We start from the raw sequence: 17,905 nt of genomic DNA, 5'->3' as shown, positions 1-17,905 counted from the left end.
CGAACACCGCGTGCAGCGCCACCGTCAGCTCCACCACGCCCAGCGAGGCACCCAGATGGCCGCCGGTCGTCGAGACCGCGTCCACCGTCTCGGCCCGCAATTCCTCGGCCAACTGGCGGAGCTGGTCCACCGACAGGTTGCGCAGGTCGCGCGGGGCGCTCACCCGGTCCAGAAGCGGAAAGCGGCCCATCGTCGGCACCTGCCCCGCGGGCTGTCCCGCGGGCTCGGCGCCGGTCTGGCCGGCGCCGGCGGTCGCGGCTGTGCCGGCGGAAACGGGGGAAAGGGGCTGGTTCATGACGATTACGTCCGTTGTGCTTGCCGGGGTATCGGCCGGGGGGCGGCCCTGTCCGGTCCATTCTGTTCTTGCGACGTTTCCGAGTGGGGCGAGCCTAACGCCCCTCGGTCTGTTACAGTTCGGTTTCTACTCCTGTCGCGGAAGCAAATACAGACTCTCCCTCGCCACTGTGGTCATTTGGTCACAGTGCATCTGATGGGAATTGAGTATAAGAGCCGATCTGTCCTATACCCCCCGGAACGGGATCGCGTGGCGTCGCATGTCCGCAACCTCGCTATGTCTTTCATGCACGGCTGTGATCGTGCCGGGTTGTTATCTGCCGCGTTGGCGTGTCCATAATACAGGTCACATGATTTGAGAGGCCGGCCGAATGCCGGCGCAGGAGCAGAGGGTTCATGGCCGTTCCTATTATGCAGGCTGTCCGGGTGGGCGCTTACGTCGTGAAGCAGCACGTGACCGGGCGGAAGCGTTATCCGCTTGTCCTGATGCTCGAACCGCTGTTCAGGTGCAACCTGGCCTGCGCCGGCTGCGGGAAGATCGATTATCCCGCCGCGATCCTGAACCAGCGCATGACCGTGCAGGAATGCCTGGATGCGGACACCGAAGCCGGTGCCCCCGTCATTGCCGTCGCGGGCGGCGAGCCGCTGCTGCACAAGGAAATGCCGGAGATCATCCGGGGCCTGATCGCGCGCAAGAAATATGTCTATCTCTGCACCAATGCGCTGCTGCTCGAGAAGAAGATGGACGATTACGAGCCGTCGCCCTTCTTCTCGTGGGACGTGCATCTGGACGGCGACCAGGCGATGCACGATTCGTCGGTCTGCCAGGACGGGGTGTACGAGCGTGCGGTGGCCGCGATCAAGAAGGCCAAGGCCCGCGGCTTCCGCCTGTCGATCAACTGCACCGTGTTCGACGGGGCCGACCCCAAGCGCCTTGCCAACTTCTTCGACGAGGTGATGGCGATGGGCGTGGACGGCATCATGACCGCGCCGGGCTATGCCTACGAACGCGCGCCGGACCAGGCGCACTTCCTGAACCGCCAGAAGACGAAACAGCTTTTCCGCGACGTCTTCCGCCTGGGCAAGGGCAAGAAGTGGCGCTTCACGCAGTCGCCGCTGTTCCTGAACTTCCTGGCCGGCAACGAGCAGTATCACTGCACGCCGTGGGGCAAGCCGCTGCGCAACGTCTTCGGCTGGCAGCGCCCGTGCTACCTGCTGGGCGAAGGCTACGCCAAGACGTTCCAGGAGCTGATGGACGATACCAAGTGGGATGATTACGGCACCGGCAATTACGAGAAATGCGCCGACTGCATGGTTCATTCGGGCTATGAATCGACGGCGGTGATGGATGCGGTGCGCCGCCCCTGGCACATTGCCAAGGTCGCGCTGTTCGGGCCCGAGACCGAGAAGCCGATGGCGCCGGAGATCTCGCTGGCCAACCAGCGGCCGGCCGAATATGTCTTCGCCCAGCATGTCGATGCCCGCATGGCCGAAATCGCTGCCGCCAAGAAGCCGGCCAAGCCGCCGCGCGTGACGGTGGTGGATGCGCCGGCGGTCGAGGCGGCCGACGCCGCCGACTGATCGGGACATCTTTGCGGTACGATAAGGAATGGCGGGACCGGCTGGTCCCGCCATTTTCATATCCGGGCCTGTCCGGGTATGTGCGCCGGATCGCCACCAGCGCGCATTTACGAGCAGGCCCTACGAATTTCGAAGCCGGCGCATTAGAGTGCGCGGCATCATGATCACGTCCATCGCCGTCATTCTTCTCCTGGTTCTCGTCAACGGCATCTTTGCCATGGGGGAACTGGCCCTGATTTCGGCGCGCCGGGCGCGCCTGAGCATCATGCAGCGGGCCGGGGTCAAGGGCAGTGAGCGCGCCCTGCGCCTGGCCGACGATCCGCAGAGCTTCCTGCCCACGGTGCAGGTCGGCATCACGCTGGTCTCGATCCTGGAAGGGACGTTCGGCGGCACCCAGATCGAGGGCGCGCTGACGCCGTGGCTGACGCGGTTCGCGATCCTGCGGCCCTTTGCGGGCGAACTGTCGATCACGATCGTGGTGGTGGCGATTACCTCCCTGATGCTGGTGCTGGGCGAGCTGGTGCCCAAGCAGATCGCGCTGCGCCATCCCGAGATCATCGCAGCCCGGCTGTCGCTGCCGCTGGAGGGGCTGGCGCGGGTGACGCGGCCGGCCGTGTGGCTGCTGGGCTGGTCGTCGAACCTGGTGCTGCGCCTGATGGGCGTGGAGGCCGCGACGCGCGCGGCGCTGACCGAGGAGGAGCTGAAGGCCTATATCGCCGAGGGCGCGCAGTCGGGCGTGCTGGAGCAGGAGGAGCGCGACATGATCGAGCGCCTGCTGCGCATGCCGGACCGGCCGGTGCGGGCGATCATGACCCCGCGCAACGAGTTGTTCTGGATCGAGCGCGGGGCCAGCCAGGAGGAGCTGCGCCGCACGCTGCGCAACACCGTCTATTCGCGGATCGTGGTCTGCGAGGGGGGGGTGGACAATCCGGTGGGTGTGATCCTGGCCAAGGACATGCTGGACCGGATGCTCGACGGGCGGCCGGTCTCGATCGAATCGGTGCTGCGCAAGCCGGTGGTGGTGCCCGACACGCTCTCGGCCTTCGACATGGTGGAGCGGATGCGCTCGATCCCGCTGGGGATTGCCGTGGTGCTGGACGAATACGGGTCGTTCGAGGGGATCGTCACCGCCTCGGACCTGTTCGAGGCCATTGTGGGCGAGCATCACGAGCCGGGCAGCACGCCCAAGGAACGGCTGGCGCAGGACGATATCCTGATCCTGGACGGCTTCATGCCCGCCGACGAGGTGAAGGACCGGCTGGGCCTGGCCGACCTGCCGGACGAGGGCAGCTATCACACGCTGGCCGGGCTGATCCTGGCCCTGCTGCGCCGGGTGCCGGCGGTGGGGGACAAGGTCGTCTTCTCCGGCTGGCTGTTCGAGGTGACGGAGATGGACCATCGGCGCGTGCAGAAAGTGCGCGCCAGCCGGCAGGTGCTGGCGGAAAACTAGGGTTTGTGTCCGTCAACGCGCGCTGATGGCGATCCGGCGCGCGTCCGCTGTGCTCCGGTGCTCGCGGACACACGATGGCCGTGCCGCTCTGCGGCACTCTCGCTCACCAGCCCACGTTGACGGACACAAACTGATCGGCTGATCGGGCCGTGTATCAGGCCGCCCGCCAGCAGGGCGGTGGAAACGGGCTTCAGTGAAGCGTGTGGACCGGGCGGCTGGCGAGGTCGCGTTCCGAGGCGAAGGCGGGCCATTCGTTGCGGGCCAGGGTTTCCAGCGACGGGGTGGGGAGGCCCATCCGGTCGGCGTAGAGCCACAGATAGGTCAGCGAGCGGCGGACGTAGTCGCGGGTCTCGGTGCTGGGCAGGCATTCGATGAACAGCAGCGGGTCGTCGTTGTACTCGTCCGGGTCGTCCTGGCGGGCGATGGCGGAGGGGCCGGCATTGTAGCTGGCCAGCAGGCGCACCAGGTCGCCGCCCGGCGTGCGATGATGCGCGTCATGCTGTTCGGACAGGTGCGCCAGGTAGAGGATATAGAGCTGCCCGATCTCGAGATTCACCGCCGGGTTGTGCAGCAGGGCGGGGGAGGCGACGAAGCGGCCGGTCTGGCCGGTCACGAAGCTGGCGGTGAGCGGCATGAGCTGCATCAGCCCATGGGCGCCGGCGCCGGAGACCGCCCCGCTGTCGAAATTCGATTCCACCCGGGTCAGGGCGTAGACCAGCGCCGGATCGACGCGGAACCCGTGGCCGGGGACCAGGCGCGGCAGCGGCAGGCGGCTGGTCGGGCTGGCCTGGCCGCCATCCTGCGTCGCCAGCAGCGAGGCGAGCTGGGTGGACAGGCCCTTCAGCCCGGCGACATCGGCCACGAGCTGGACCGAGCGGCACAGGGCGGCATCGCCCTGGATATCGGGCCAGAGCCGCCGCAGGGCGGCCTCGGCGCGGGCGGTCTCGCCCACCTGGAGCAGGGCGAAGGCACGGCGGCCGGCGGGCGTTGCCGCCACGGCCTCCACGTCGATTTCGCCCATCACCGGCGCGCCGGCATGCAGGAACGCCCGGTCGTCGGCCAGGCGCGCGCCGTCGGCCGGCGGCCGTGCCGTCTGCGCCGGGCGCAGGCCCAGGAGCTGGGCGGCCAGCAGGCCATAGAATGTGTGGGGGGTGGCGGCCGCGCGATGCAGCCAGGGGCGCCATGCCGCGAGATCGCCGGTGTTGCGGTGCGCGCGGGCCGCCCAGAAGGCGGCGCCGGCGCGGACGCTGGCCGCCGTCAGCTCGGCGCGGGAGGCGCCTTCGAACAGCGGGGCGGCGATGTCGGCGCGTCCGCGCCGCCAGGCCGCCAGGCCGGCGACATAGCCCGCCAGGCCGATCCGGCCGCCGGATTCGATGAAGGCGTCCTGTCCAGTCTTGAGGGCCAGGGCGGTGTCGCCGGCGCTGAACAGGGCCATGGCGACCTCGGCGCGGAGCTGCGCGCCATAGAGGGGGCTGAGGCCGGGCGTGATGCGGATGAGGTGCAGGGCGCTGCGCGCACCCTTGGCCCCCTGTTCCGCCCGTTCGCGCACCGTGCGGTCCAGCAGCGGGTTGCGGGTGAAGGCCCGGCTGGCCGGGTCGTCTTCCTCCGGCAGGCGCACGGGGGCGGCGCCCACGCCCGCCGCCAGCGCCATCGACGCCGGCAGAGGGGGCAGGGTGGCACCGCGCGGCGACAGGCCGGCCAGCAACGCGTGGATCGCCGGCGCGTCGGCCAGCGTGGAATAGGTGTGCAGCCACAGGCGCAACTGGCCGGGGGCGGCATGATAGAAGGGGTTCAGGTAGCGGTCGGCCAGGATGTCGCCCAGCAGCGTGTCGTCACGCAGGTTGGCGGTTTCCTGGATCGCGGCGTCGAACGCGCCGGCATGCTGCAGGCTGAAGATCCGGCGGACGCGTGCGGCGTCGTCGGGGGCAAGCGGGCGGGCCAGCCCCACGGAGCCGCCGCCGGGGGGTGCGATCCGCGGCAGCGCCATCGCGGTTTCCTCGTTCCGCTCGTCGCCGCCCGACGGATGGCCGTCACCGGGCTGCGCCGTCGCGCCGGTCGCGCGCAGCGGACCGAGCGCACCGGCCAGAAAAGCGGCGCCGGCCAGGAAGGCACGGACCGCACGCTGTGGGGGTGAGTATGATGTCCCTCGCATGGCCGACGGGCCTCTACCGGCTGTTGTGGGGAAAAGCAACCCTATTCGAACGCGGGATCACAGTATGCGTTCCGCGGGGGGTGGTTAAACAGCCGTTAAAATTGCGGTTTATGGTGACAATTCGTGGGTGAATAAAACGTGTATTGCGGTGCTGCGCATCGCGTATCTGCCACAATCCGGACATAGTTCCACGGGGGCGGATTTACTTACTGTTTCAGTCTGTGTCCTTGCCGGAATCCAGCGTTGTGCGGAGCAACAAAAGGTCCTTCCACGCGTCGCGCCGGGCGGTGGGGCTGGCCCCGAGCTGGGAGGGATGGCGCATCGGCAGCAGCGCGATCGGCGCCGCTTGCCCGGGGAGCGTGATGTCGCGCCAGCGTCCGCGCAGGCGGGCGATGCCGGTGGTCTCGCCGGTCAGCAGGCGGGCGGGCGTGTTGCCCATCGCGATCACCTTCCGGGGGGCGGCCAGCGCGATCAGCCGGTGCAGGAACGGCGTGCAGATGCGCAGTTCGGCGGCGGAGGGGGGGCGCTCGCCCGGCGGCCGCCAGGGGATGACCGGGGCCAGCAGCATGTCGGCGCGCGCCAGCCCGATGCTGGCCAGCATCCGGTCCAGCAATTCGCCCATCGGGCCGGCGAAGGGGGTGCCGCCGCGATCCTCGGCGGCGTCGGGGGGCTCGCCGATCAGCAGCAGGCGGCCGGGGGCCTCGCCCGCCGCGGCCACGGTGTGGGTTGCGGTGGCGCGCAGGCCGCAGGCGTCCACCCCGGCCCGCGCCGCGTGCTGTGCGCCCTGCTTGGTCGGGGCGGCGGGGGCCTGGGGGGCCGGCGGCACCGCGCGGTCGATCAGGGGCAGCCCGTCCTCGGCTCCGGCGGGGGCGCCGGGGGCGGCCGGGCGGGGCGTACGCCGTGGCTCCGGCGCGGCGGGCATGGCGGGCGCGGCGGCGGGTGGCTGGGGGCGGGATGCCGGGCGCGGCGGTATGGAAACCTGCGCGGCATCGTGCGTTCCGGCCGGCGGGAGCGCCGAGGGGGCGGGGCGGGACAGCCAGTCGGTCGGGCGGTCGTCCAGCGCCGTGTCGGCGCCCCATTCGCCATAAAGCCGCAGCAGGGCGAGTGCTTCCATCATGCTCTACCGGGGCCTTCCGCGCGGGTGGACCGTCCGCCGGGGGAGAATGGCGGGCAGGGTTTGGCAGTTTACCCGACGCGGGGTAGGGTCCGCCATATGCAGCGTTCTGGCTCTTTTTGCGCGTTCTTCCTGGCGCTGGCGGTGCCGGCCGGTCTTCTCCATGCGCGGGAGGTGCCGGCCCGGCCGGCGCCGGTCGTGGACAGTGCGGCGGCGTCGTGGCCGGCGGGGCTCGCCGGCCCGTATCTGGTCGCCACCGTCGCGGCGCTGGAAGGCGACGATGCGGTGGCCGGAGCGGCGTTTCGCCAGGCGGCGGAGATCGATCCCGGTCAGCCGGCGCTGCTGCGGCGGGCCTTTCTCTACAGTGCGCTGGCCGGCGACGATTCGGCGGTGGTGCTGGCCGGGCGGCTGCAGGGCCAGGCGCTGGCCGAACTGGTGCTGGGCAATGACGCGGTGCGGGCGGGGCGGTGGGCCGAGGCGCTGGCGCATTACGACCGGGTGCGCAAGGACGCGCTGGTGGCGACCGTCCGCCCGCTGCTGGAGGCCTGGAGCCTGCTGGGCGCCGGGCAGGGCGAGCGCGCGCTGGCCGCGCTGGACCCGCTGGTGGGCGACCGCGACCTGGGGGGATATTATGCCGTTCATGCCGCGCTCATCGCGCGGGCGGCCGGCTGGCCCGACCGGGCGGCCCGCTATGAGCGCGCGGCGCTGGCCAGCCCGGCGGCGGGCCACGACCTGTTTACCGTGTTGGCCCTGGGGCACTGGCTGATCGGCCAGGGGCAGCGCGCGCAGGCGGCGCATCTGGTCGATACGCTGCTGTCCGGCGCGCCCGGCCTGTCGCTGTCGCGGCAGGGCATCCTGGCGGCGATGGATCGCGCGCCGCCGGCCACCCCGCGCCAGGGAATCGCGCAGGCCTTTGCCTTCCTGTCCGGGCTGGTCGGGCAGGAGGTGGCGCGCATGCCCGACCCGTCGGGCCGGCTGGCCCATGATGGCGGGCTGCGGGACATGCGCATGCTGCTGCTGCGCTTCGCGCTGGGGCTGGACCCGGCGGTGGGGCAGGCGCGGCTGATGCTCTCGGCACTGCAATATGACGCCGGGCATGCGGTGGCGGCGCGCGATACGCTGGCCGGGGCGGCGGCGGACGATCCGCTGGCCACGGTGATCCGGCTTCAGTGCGCGCGGCTGGATGCCGCCACCGGGCGGTGGGATGAGGCGAATGCGGCGCTCGGCCGGCTGGCCGCCGCCCAGCCCGGCCAGCCGCGCATCTGGCAGATGCTGGGCGACCTGCAATCGGACCGGCAGGACTGGCATGGGGCCGAGGCCTCCTATAGCCGCGCGATCGCGGCTTCGGGGCCGCTGGCGGGCGAGGACTGGCTGCTGCTGTTCGGCCGGGCGGTGGCTTATGACAGGCTGGAGCGCTGGCCGCAGGCGCAGGCCGACCTGGAGCATGCGCTGGCGCTGGCGCCCGACGAGGTGCTGCTGCTGAATTATCTGGGCTATTCGCTGGTGCAGCAGGGGCGCGACCTGCCCCGCGCCGAGTCGCTGTTGCGCCGGGCGGTGGCGCTGGAGCCGCAGAATGCGGCGATCCGCGACAGTCTGGGGTGGGCGCTGGTGCGGCAGGGGCATGTCGCCGAAGGGGTGGTAATGCTGGAACGCGCGGCGGAGCAGACGCCCGAGGACCAGGCGGTCAATTACCATCTCGGCGTGGCCTATCAGGAGTCCGGCCGGCTGCGCGAGGCCGTCAACCAGTGGCATTTCGCCCAGGGGCTGCCGGCCAGCGATCCGGGCGACGCCGAGCGGATCAGCGCCGCCCTTGCGGACGCCGCGCGTTCGGTCCATCAGGGCGGGCCGCCCGTTCAGGCACAATCGGGCCAGAAGAAGGACTGAACCGCCCGTGACAGGGACCCTGTACGAATCCGCCCACGCGAAGATCAACCTCTATCTGCATGTGACCGGGCGCCGGCCGGACGGCTACCATCTGCTGGACAGTCTGGCGGTGTTTGCCGGCGCGGGCGACAGGCTGGCGCTGCATCCGGGCCATGGCGGGGCCGGAGCGGTCTCGCTGGATATTACCGGCCCGTTCGGCGCCGGGCTGGTGGCCGATGCCGACAGCAACCTGATCCTGCGGGCCGCGCGGCTGCTGCGGGCGGAAATCGGCGGTACCGACCGGCTGGAGCCGTTGCATATCGTTCTGGACAAGAGGCTGCCGGTGGCCTCGGGCATCGGCGGCGGCTCGGCCGATGCGGCGGCGGCGCTGCGCCTGCTGCTGCGGGCCTGGCCGGGCAATGTGCCCCGCGAGCGGCTGATGGCGCTGGCGGTCGAGCTGGGGGCCGACGTGCCCGTCTGCATCGACCAGCGTGCCGCCCGCATGGGCGGCGTCGGCGAACGGCTGGACCCGGCGCCCGCCCTGCCGCCCTGCGGCATGATGCTGGTCAATTGCGGCGAGGCGGTCTCGACGCCCGCCGTGTTCCGTTCGCGCGCGCCGGTCTTTACCCCGGCTGCCTCCCTGCCCGCCGCCTGGCCCGACGTGGCGGCGATGGTGCGGGACCTTTCAGGGCTGACCAACGATCTTCAGGATGCGGCCTGTGCCGTCTGCCCGACGATCCGCACCGTTCTGGATGTGCTGGAGGCCGCGCCGGGCTGCCGCCTGGCGCGCATGAGCGGATCGGGGGCGACCTGCTTTGCGCTGTTCGACAGTCCGCAGGCGGCGCAGGATGCCCAGGCGGCGGTTGAGCGGCCCGGCTGGTGGGTCTGGTCCGGGGGGTTGTGCCCGTAAACGCGGGCGGGTGGCGATCCGACGCGCGTTTCCTGTGCGCGGCATTCTTGCTCACTCGTGGCTCGAATCGTCCGGTGATGATCTGCGTGTTTCGGGGTGGGAACGGATCGGCGCGCTTCGCCTGACGGGATCGTGGCGTGCTGTGATATCCTGGCCTGCGAAGAGGGTGGGGAGGTGGCGATGAGCGCGCGCATGCAGGTCAGTCTGTCCGAGGATCGCCAGACGGCGACGCTGGCATTTCTGGATGGCAGCGGGATTGAGGGCACGATTGCCTTTACGCTGGAGCAACTGGGCGAACTGATCGCCAGTCTGGGTACCGTCCGCAGCGCGATGGTGGAGAACGTGCCGCCGCCGCCGATCGAGGGGGCGCCGGTGGTGCCGGTCTTTCGCACCAACTGGGCCGTCCAGCCCGAGGCGCTGAGCGAGGGGTCGCTGATCGCCTTCCAGCATCCGGCCTATGGTCCGGTCGGCCTGGCCCTGGCGCCCGAGGATGCGCGGCGCGTGGCCCAGGCCCTGACGCGGCATCAGGCGATGATGCATTCCGGCCGGGGCGATACGGGCCTGCCGAGCTGACGGCTGCCTCCTGTGGGGCGTATTGAGACGCCTGGGTGGAAACAGGCTGTCGGAGGTCAGAGGGCGGGGGGCTCGATCGGCCAATCGGCGCGGGCCAGGGCCCGGGGGGCCAGGCGGGCCATCAGCAGGGCGAAGGCGGCCGCCAGGACGGGCACGGCCCAGGCCAGCGGGGGCACCGGGGGCTTGTTGAAGAGGATGTCGGCGTAGATCTGCAGGCCGGCCAGGCTGCCCAGCATCGAGAGCAGCAGGATGAATCCGGGACGGTTGGTCAGGGGGGAGAACATGGCCAGGCTGGGCAGGTAGCTGCCGCCCACGATGACGGCCGCCAGAGCCGGTGCCGCCGCGATGGCGCGCGGCACGGGCACCGTGCCGATCAGGATTGCCGCCAGGGCGGTGAACAGGCCCAGGATCGTGCCGGCCAGCACCGCGCGGCCGGCATGGGCGCGATAGAGCGCGTGGGCGAAATCTGCCCGCGCGCCGAACGGGCCGAGCGACAGCAGGAACGGCCAGTCGCGGCGCGACAGCATCCAGTGGGGGAGCGCCACCGCGCCGAACATGGTGACCTGGCCCAGCGTGGCGGTGGCGGCGTCGCGCGCATCCTGCCATGTGGGCGCGTGCAGGGTGCTGATCATATTGATCAGCAGTGCGAAGCCCGTGACCAGCATCAGGATCGCGGCCGACTGCGCGAGCAGGGCCAGCGGCGCGCCGGACGCCAGCCCGTTGGGCAGCGGCACCGCACGCAGGCGCGGCGGCTGCCACATCAGTGCGTGGATGAGGGTGCGGGTGGCGGGATTCGGCGGCCTGCGGGCCGGCCGGGTGGCGGGGAGGGCGGGGCCATGGTCGCCCGGGTGGGCGAAGGGGCTGTGATGCAGTTCGACCAGTGCCGCGGGCAGGGCGACGGCCAGCACCCCCAGGGCGACGAACCAGGGGGCCTTCATCAGCAGGTCCTGCATCGTGGGGATCATGAACACCACGAACAGGCCGAACACGATGGCGGTGCGGACCTTGCGCAGGCGTGGCCGCAGGATTTTCGGCCCGACCAGATCGCTGCCGGTGCTGAGGGAGAGGTTGAGGGATTCCAGCGCCAGCACGTTGAGCAGCGGCAGGCCGCGCACGATCGCGGGCACGGCCAGCAGCAGCAGCCCCAGCGCGAGCAGGATATGGATTGCCCGGTATTCCGCCGCGATCAGGCGCGGGAACATCGGTGCCAGCGGCGAGCGCACCTGGCGCCAGTACTGGCAGCACAGGCTGGAGAACAGCGATTGCTGGGCCAGCCACCAGAACATGCCGATATCGTGGAGGCTGGCGGCATGCCCCGGGGATGGATGATGGAGGCTGGAGAAGGTGATGACGAGATAGATCGCCGCCGAGATCAGGGTGGGATTTTCACGGGTGAAGACCGGCGAGGCATAGAGCCGGAGCGCGCGCAGCGTGTCGGTCATCTCGCGGCTATCGGGTCAGGGCCAGGAACAGCCGTTCGACATCGCCCGGCAGCATGGCGTGGCCCGCACCGGCCGCCGCGTCGTCCAGCGCCGGGTGCCAGCCGCGTACCCATACGCCCTCCACCCCCTGGTCGGCGATGATCTCCACGCCCCATGCCGCGACGGGCGGTGCGGAGAGGCGGCGGACGGTGGACGCGATCTCCGGGGCCGTCATGTCCAGCATGATCCGCCCGTGGCGCATCATGACGAACCGGTCGCTGATCTCCTGAAGGTCGGAGATGATGTGCGAGGAGATCAGCACGCTGGCCCCGGTGCGCCGCGCATAGGCCGGCAGCAGGCGCATGAAATCGTAGCGGGCCTGCGGGTCGAGGCTGGCGACGGGTTCGTCCAGCACGATCAGGTCGGGGCGGAAGCGCAGCGCCAGCACGATGGCCAGCCGCTGGCGCTCGCCGCCCGAGAGGGTCCTGATCCGGGCGTTGGGGTCGAGGCCGGCCCATTCCTGCCAGGTCCGGTCTTCGATATCGTCGGGGCGGGCACGGTACTGCGCCAGATAGGCCATCAGCTCTCCGACCCGGAACCAGGTGAAGCCGGTCATGGTCTGGGGCACGAAGCCGATGCGCGCCCGTGTTTCGGCGCGCAGGGCGGACGCATCCTCGCCCCACAGCCGCACCGTGCCGGCATCGGGCGAGAGCAGGCCGAGCAGGCAGCCGATCAGCGTGGTCTTGCCCGCGCCGTTGGGGCCGAGAAGGGCCGCGATCTCGCCGGGGCGCAAGGTCAGGCTGAGATCGTCGAGGACGGCGCGGCCGCCGAGGATCTTGCGCAGATGGGCGATCTGGACCGGGGCCTGGTGATCGGGGGCTTCGCGAGCGGGGGCCTCGCGATCCGGAGTGGCCTGGCCTGTCATGGTGCGCGCTTCGGAAAACATTTCAGAACGTTGCAGCGGCGGGTGATTTTCTGTCAAGCCGGGCTGGCCGCGCGCCCGATATTGTCGCTGTACCGGAATAACGCTTTGTGTCGCGGGATCGTGGACTGTCGCAGTTATTGATTTCCGGTGCAGCGGTTTCCGCCTGCATGTTGCTGGCATGTTACAATCCGGAGCCATGCAGATGAGCGACATATCCCCACCGGACGGGCGGGGCCGACCTGTCGGGCCGCCTCATGACGGGTCGGAGGGGCAATGGCCGTTCTTCCGGATGTGGATGGTCGTCGCGATGGCGGCGGCCGGGCGTCCTGCATCCGGTGCTCCGGCCGCATCCTATTTCATGCCTCCGGCGCCCACAATGGCCGTGCCCCGGAATGGCGCGCCGGATGGTTTGCGTGCCGGGCAGGGCGGGGTGAAGGCCGGTATCGGCGGCGCGGGGGGATCGGGGTATGATGTCACCGCTCCGGCCTTTTCGCCGCCACCGCGGGCGCCCGGCGTGCCCGGCCATGTCGGGCCGTTCGCTATCGAACAGGGCAATGCCAGCCCCGTTCCGATGGAAACGGGACGGACCGTGACCGCTGCATATCCCGTCAAGGGCGTGCCGGGAATGGACCTGACCATCAACATGTTCGCCGGCCACCGGCAGACGAACACCGGCAGCAATGTGGGCACCGGTGCGCTGACCGCCGGCATGCGGATCAAATGGTGAGGCAGGGGCGAGGCTGTTCCCGGCTGTGCCGCCGACGCGCATTTCCAAACGGGTTTTCAGAACCTTAAACGATCGCGCCAGAAGATCTTGGCGGTTTCCAGCACGATCAGGACCGTGGCCGCCACGGCGAGGATCAGTGCCAGATCGTGCCAGTGCAGGGGGCCGAAGCGGAAGAGGCCGCGGATGGGCGGCGCCAGGACGCTGGCGGCGAGGACGGCGACCACCATCGCGAGAATCCAGACCAGCGTGGCATTGGGCCGCCGGATGGCCGTGACGAGGGAGGTGCTGAACGAGCGGTTCACGAGGATCAGGCTGACGATCGAGAGCACCAGCGAGACGAAGGTGAGGGCGCGGAGTTCGTCGGCCGGCATGGCGCGCAGGGTGGCGAACATGAAGATTCCGCCGACAAGGATGAAGACCAGCAGGCCCTGGAGCAGGCTCCAGACGATCAGCGGCGGCGAGAAGAGCGGTTCGGAGGGAGGGCGGGGCGGGCGGCGCATGATGTCGTCTTCCTCGGTCTCGGCCTCGAAGGCCAGGGTACAGACCGGGTCGATGACCATCTCGAGAAACGCGATGTGGATCGGGGCGAAGATGATGGGGTCGCCCAGCACGAGCGGCAGCAGCGCCAGGCCGGCGATGGGCACGTGGACGGCGAAGATGAAACCCATCGCCTTGCGCAGATTGTCGTAGATGCGCCGGCCCAGCCGGATGGCGGTGACGATGGAGCCGAAATCGTCATCGAGCAGCACGATCGCGGCGGCCTCGCGCGCCACGTCGGTGCCGCGTCCGCCCATGGCGATGCCGATATGGGCCGCCTTCAGCGACGGTGCGTCGTTGACGCCGTCGCCCGTCATGGCGACGATTGCGTCGTCGGCTTTCAGCGCCTGCACGATCCGCAATTTCTGTTCCGGCATGATGCGGGCGCAGACGGTGGCGGTGCGGGCGCGTTGCTGGAGATCGGGCTGGGAGAGGGTTGCGATGGCATCGCCGGTCAGGACGGTCGCGCCCGCGTCGATCCCGGCCGCGCGGGCGATGGCGCGGGCGGTTTCCGGGTAATCGCCGGTGATCATCATGATGCGGATGCCGGCCGTCCGGCAGTCGCGCACCGCTGCCGGCACGCTGGGCCGCAGCGGATCGGCTATGCCGACCAGGCCGAGGAAGGTGAGCGTGAAGCCGTGCGGCGTCTCGGGGAAATCCTCGCCCTCGTAAGCGCCTTTGGCGATGCCGAGGACGCGGAGCCCCTGGGCGGCCATCGCGTCGAGCGCCTGCCTGATGGCCGTGCGCCGGGTGTCGTCCAGATGGCAGAGGGCGGCGATGGCTTCCGGTGCGCCTTTCGCGGCGATGATGCAGGCGGGCTTCGCGGCGTCCGGCCGCCAGGCCTGGGTGACGGCCAGCAGGTCGGGCCGCAGCCCGTAGGTGCGGGCGAGCGTCCAGCCCGCGCGTGACGGGAGCTGGGTGTCGGGCAGGGCGGTGCGGGCGAAAGCGTGGAAGGCCGTTTCCATCGGGTCGAAGGGCTGGGGGGCGCTGGCCAGCAGGCCGTGGAGGGCCAGCGCCTGGGCCTGGGGGGTGAGGGCGGTCAAGGGGGTGGGCGGGGCGATGGTCGCGTTGTCGGCTGGCCGGAGTTCGACGATCGACATGCGGTTTTCGGTCAGGGTTCCGGTCTTGTCGGTGCAGAGCACGGTGGCCGAGCCGAGCGTTTCGATGGACGCCGCGCGGCGGGTCAGCACGCGGGCGCGGGAGATGCGCCATGCGCCCATGGCCATGAACACGGTGAGCACGACCGGGAATTCCTCGGGCAGCATGCTCATGCCGATGGTGATGGCGGCCAGCACCGCGTCGAGCCAGCCGCCGCGCAAGGTTCCGTACAGGATCAGGGCCAGGGCGCTGACCGCGCTGCCGCCGATGGCGCAGAGGCGGGTCAGGCGCGCCATCTGCGCGCGCAGGCGGGGTGGTTCGGTGTCCAGCATGCGGAGAGACTGGCCGATCCGGCCGATCTCGCTGGCGGCACCGGTGGCGTGGACCTCGGCGAGGCCGCTGCCGCGCACGATGAGCGCGCCGGAATAGACGAAGGGCAGGTCGTCGCCGCCCGGCCGGGCCGTGGGCGGCACCGTCGTCGCGACGGATTTGCGCACCGCGACGGCTTCGCCGGTCAGCAGCGATTCGTCGGCGAGCAGGTCCTGCGCCTGCACCAGCACGGCGTCGGCCGGGACCCGGTCGCCTTCGCCGAGCACGATGAGATCGCCCCTGACGACCTCGCGGCCCGGGATGCGCCGCCGCGTGCCGTCGCGGATGACCAGGGCGCGGGGGCTTGTCAGGTCGCGCAGCGCGTCCAGCACCCGTTCCGTCCGCGTTTCCTGGACCGTGGTGATCGCGATGGAGGCGCAGGCGAAGGCCAGCAGGATCAGCGCCTCCTGCACGTCGCCCAGCAGGAGGTAGATGCCGCCGCCGACCAGCAGCAGGGCGAGCATGGGTTCGCGCAGGACCTCGCCCACGATGGCCAGCGGGGTGCGATGTTCCTGGCGGGGGAGTTCGTTGAAGCCGTCCGTCTTCAGCCGTGCCTGGGCCTGCTGTTCGCTCAGGCCCGCCAGGGAGGCGGGCCGGTCGAGGGCTTCAGCCGGCTGGTCCACGGGCGGTCTCCTGGCGCGGGGAGGCGATGCGGTGAGGCTGCCGCGATCGGACGGCCCCATGAAGGCCAAGCGCCGGTCCCGGGGTGGAGGATGCCTGGGGAGCGAAAAAAAAAGCCCGCGCGCTCCCGCCCCGCATGGGGGATGGGAGCGCGTGGGCCGGATGGTCCGTGGTGGTGGGGATCAGCGCTTGCGGCGCAGGGCCGTAACCAGGGCGGCCGCGCCGGCGGCCAGCACGGTGCCGGTGAGGATGGTCCGCAGGGTGGTGGTCAACAGGAGCGGCATGCCGCGCCGGCTGAGATGGTCGAAGGGACCGTGGGCGCCGTGGGCACCGGCGACGGGGGCGAACAGATTGTCCGGCGCGTCGTCGGGGGCGGGGTATTTTTCCAGTTGCTGGTGATAGGCGTGGACGGCCTGGCGCCGGTCGACCAGCGTGGGGGCCAGGAAGGCGGCCACGCGCCGGCCGATGCCCGACAGGCCGACGCGGACGTCGCGGTGGCGGCCGAAGGCGGCGCGGCTGATGGCCTCGGCCGCGATTTCGGGCTCGAAGAGCGGGCCGGCGGGGCGCAGGCGCTTGCCGGTGCGGTTGCGTGTCCAGACGAAGCGCGGGGTGTTGATGGCGGGCAGGCTGACCAGCGACAAATGGATGCGGTCGCCATCATGCAGGATTTCGGGGCGCAGGCTTTCGGTGAAGGCCCGGATCGCGGCCCGGGCGCCGCTTTCGATGCTGCGCAGGGGGCGCGGCAGGGAGATGGCGTCGAGATTGACGATGGTGCCGTAGCCACGCCTGCGCATGCGGATCAGCGCCGCGCGGGTGCCGAAGACGGTGCCCAGATAGGTGACGTCGGTCGCGCGCTGGATTTCCTTGGGCGACAGTTCCACGAACTGGCCGCTGACGCCGGCGCCCGCGCAGTTCACCCACAGGGTGATCGGGCCCAGCGTGGCTTCGACCTCGTCGGCCGCGCGTTCCAGCGCCTCGGCGTCGGTGACGTCGGCGGTGATGGTGAGGGTGCGGATATGCAGTTCCGCCAGTTCCGCCGCCGCGTCTTCCAGCCGTGCCGTGTTGCGGCCGATCAGCGCGACGTCGCAGCCCGCGCGGGCCAGCGTGCGCGCGGTGGCGCGGCCGATTCCGGCGCCTGCTCCGGTAATGACGGCGATCTGGTGAGGCATGGGCGGGCTCCGCTGGGCAAGTCTGTCTGGTGCCCTGTTTGCTCTTGGATCAGGCGCGCCGCAAGTCGGAGCGGGTATGCCCGGTCGTGCGGCCTACAGATATTTCAGGGCTGCAAAGCCGCCGACGAGTACGACACCGAACAGGGCGGCCACCAGGGTCAGGCGGCGTTCGATGAAGGACTGGATCGGCGCGCCGTAGCGGCGGAGGAGGGCGGCGAGCAGGAAGAAGCGGGCGCCGCGGGTGGCGATGCAGGCCAGGACGAAGGGCAGCAGCGGGAAATGGGCAGCGCCGCTGGCGATGGTGACGATCTTGAAGGGGATCGGAGTCAGGCCCTTGAAGAGGATGATCGCCACCCCCCATTGGCGGAACTGCTCCTGCAGGGCGGCCAGCCGGGATTCCGCGTGGTAGAAATGGATGATCGGCATGGCGACGTGCTGCAGCAGGACGGCCCCGATATACCAGCCCAGCAGGCCGCCGCAGACGCTGGCCAGCGTGCAGAGTGCCGCCAGCGCCCAGGCGCGGTCGCGATGGGCTAGCACCATCGGCACCAGCAGGATATCGGGCGGGAGGGGAAAGACGCTGGCCTCGGCGAACGCGATCACGGCCAGCCACAGCGGGGCGTGGCGGCTGGCGGCCAGGGAGAGGGTGCGGGCGTAGAGTCGGTCGAGCATGTATCGGTTCGCCATGTCCGGGTTGGGGTCGGGATGCCGTCTGATACAACGCCCGAAAAAGGGTGGCGGACGCAATCGTAAGGAGGGTGAAGCGTCCCGGGTTTCCCGGAGGCACCTGTCTGTGAGAAGGAGCTATGATGAACACGATGAGCCAGAGATTTCCGCCTGAGGTGCGGGAGCGTGCGGTCCGTATGGTTGGGGAGCATCGGGCCGATTACGGGTCGGAATGGGCTGCGACCCGGGGATGGCCTGATCCACCATAGCGACCGGGGCGTTCAATACCTCGTCATGAACTGCACCCAGCGCAGCGTCGCTATTCCCACCCGCCGAGGCTGAAGCCAACTACTATGCAGCCTCTGAGAACATCGATATGGCTGCGTGACTCAATCCAAATAGCCTCCGGGAAACCCGGGACGCGTCATCCCCTAC

General features: G+C 70.3%; 14 protein-coding genes. 6 read left to right on the top strand and 8 right to left on the bottom strand.

Annotated features, from left to right (window positions below; all coding sequences use genetic code 11):
• Positions 1-295 (bottom strand): 1-deoxy-D-xylulose-5-phosphate synthase N-terminal domain-containing protein (locus tag HLH36_RS11915; protein ID WP_275943791.1); only part of this gene is annotated, 295 nt, incomplete at its 3' end.
• Positions 296-690: 395 nt separating this feature from the next.
• Here HLH36_RS11915 and hpnH point away from each other — a divergent pair.
• Both hpnH and HLH36_RS11905 read left to right on the top strand, forming a co-directional pair.
• Positions 691-1,875, top strand: a complete 1,185-nt coding sequence (gene hpnH / locus HLH36_RS11910; protein ID WP_182986578.1) for an adenosyl-hopene transferase HpnH — start codon at positions 691-693, stop codon at positions 1,873-1,875.
• 160 nt (positions 1,876-2,035) lie between these two features.
• Positions 2,036-3,325, top strand: coding sequence for a hemolysin family protein (locus HLH36_RS11905; RefSeq protein WP_182986577.1), 1,290 nt, complete (start codon positions 2,036-2,038; stop codon positions 3,323-3,325).
• 190 nt (positions 3,326-3,515) lie between these two features.
• On the opposite strand, the gene HLH36_RS11900 is transcribed toward HLH36_RS11905, so the two are convergent.
• Both HLH36_RS11900 and HLH36_RS11895 read right to left on the bottom strand, forming a co-directional pair.
• The gene (locus tag HLH36_RS11900) at positions 3,516-5,477 is read right to left on the bottom strand and encodes a lytic transglycosylase domain-containing protein (RefSeq protein ID WP_182986576.1); all 1,962 of its coding nucleotides are present in this window, start codon (positions 5,475-5,477) and stop codon (positions 3,516-3,518) included.
• 214 nt (positions 5,478-5,691) lie between these two features.
• Positions 5,692-6,594, bottom strand: coding sequence for a uracil-DNA glycosylase (locus HLH36_RS11895; RefSeq protein ID WP_246376762.1), 903 nt, complete (start codon positions 6,592-6,594; stop codon positions 5,692-5,694).
• 96 nt (positions 6,595-6,690) lie between these two features.
• Here HLH36_RS11895 and HLH36_RS11890 point away from each other — a divergent pair, with 96 nt between their 5' ends.
• The 3 genes from HLH36_RS11890 to HLH36_RS11880 all read left to right on the top strand — a co-directional run bounded on the left by HLH36_RS11890 (position 6,691) and on the right by HLH36_RS11880 (position 9,937).
• Entirely contained in the window at positions 6,691-8,475 is a 1,785-nt protein-coding gene (locus HLH36_RS11890; RefSeq protein ID WP_220792810.1) for a tetratricopeptide repeat protein, read from the top strand.
• A 7-nt stretch (positions 8,476-8,482) separates the two neighbouring features.
• Entirely contained in the window at positions 8,483-9,364 is an 882-nt protein-coding gene (locus HLH36_RS11885) for a 4-(cytidine 5'-diphospho)-2-C-methyl-D-erythritol kinase (RefSeq protein ID WP_338030443.1), read from the top strand.
• 180 nt (positions 9,365-9,544) lie between these two features.
• Complete coding sequence (locus HLH36_RS11880) at positions 9,545-9,937, top strand: hypothetical protein (protein WP_182986575.1); 393 nt, start codon at positions 9,545-9,547, stop codon at positions 9,935-9,937.
• 56 nt (positions 9,938-9,993) lie between these two features.
• On the opposite strand, the gene HLH36_RS11875 is transcribed toward HLH36_RS11880, so the two are convergent.
• The gene (locus HLH36_RS11875; protein WP_182986574.1) at positions 9,994-11,379 is read right to left on the bottom strand and encodes a hypothetical protein; all 1,386 of its coding nucleotides are present in this window, start codon (positions 11,377-11,379) and stop codon (positions 9,994-9,996) included.
• 7 nt (positions 11,380-11,386) lie between these two features.
• On the bottom strand, positions 11,387-12,283 hold the full coding sequence (locus HLH36_RS11870; protein ID WP_182986573.1) for an ABC transporter ATP-binding protein: 897 nt from the start codon (positions 12,281-12,283) through the stop codon (positions 11,387-11,389).
• A gap of 202 nt (positions 12,284-12,485) precedes the next feature.
• Here HLH36_RS11870 and HLH36_RS11865 point away from each other — a divergent pair, with 202 nt between their 5' ends.
• Complete coding sequence (locus HLH36_RS11865) at positions 12,486-13,010, top strand: hypothetical protein (RefSeq protein WP_182986572.1); 525 nt, start codon at positions 12,486-12,488, stop codon at positions 13,008-13,010.
• A gap of 56 nt (positions 13,011-13,066) precedes the next feature.
• Here the strand turns inward: HLH36_RS11865 and HLH36_RS11860 are convergent, their stop codons facing one another.
• From HLH36_RS11860 to HLH36_RS11850, 3 genes are all read right to left on the bottom strand, one after another.
• The gene (locus tag HLH36_RS11860; RefSeq protein WP_338030442.1) at positions 13,067-15,637 is read right to left on the bottom strand and encodes a cation-translocating P-type ATPase; all 2,571 of its coding nucleotides are present in this window, start codon (positions 15,635-15,637) and stop codon (positions 13,067-13,069) included.
• A gap of 180 nt (positions 15,638-15,817) precedes the next feature.
• Entirely contained in the window at positions 15,818-16,804 is a 987-nt protein-coding gene (locus tag HLH36_RS11855) for an SDR family oxidoreductase (protein WP_182986570.1), read from the bottom strand.
• Positions 16,805-16,897: 93 nt separating this feature from the next.
• A complete protein-coding gene (locus HLH36_RS11850; protein ID WP_182986569.1) occupies positions 16,898-17,476 on the bottom strand; it encodes a YqaA family protein in 579 nt (192 codons plus the stop codon).
• Positions 17,477-17,905: the final 429 nt, after the last annotated feature.

The sequence above is a fragment of the Gluconacetobacter aggeris genome (genome assembly GCF_014174395.1).
Classification (GTDB): domain Bacteria; phylum Pseudomonadota; class Alphaproteobacteria; order Acetobacterales; family Acetobacteraceae; genus Gluconacetobacter; species Gluconacetobacter aggeris.
The sequence above is the reverse complement of the archived record's forward strand: the minus strand, read 5'-3'. Positions and strand labels throughout refer to the sequence as shown.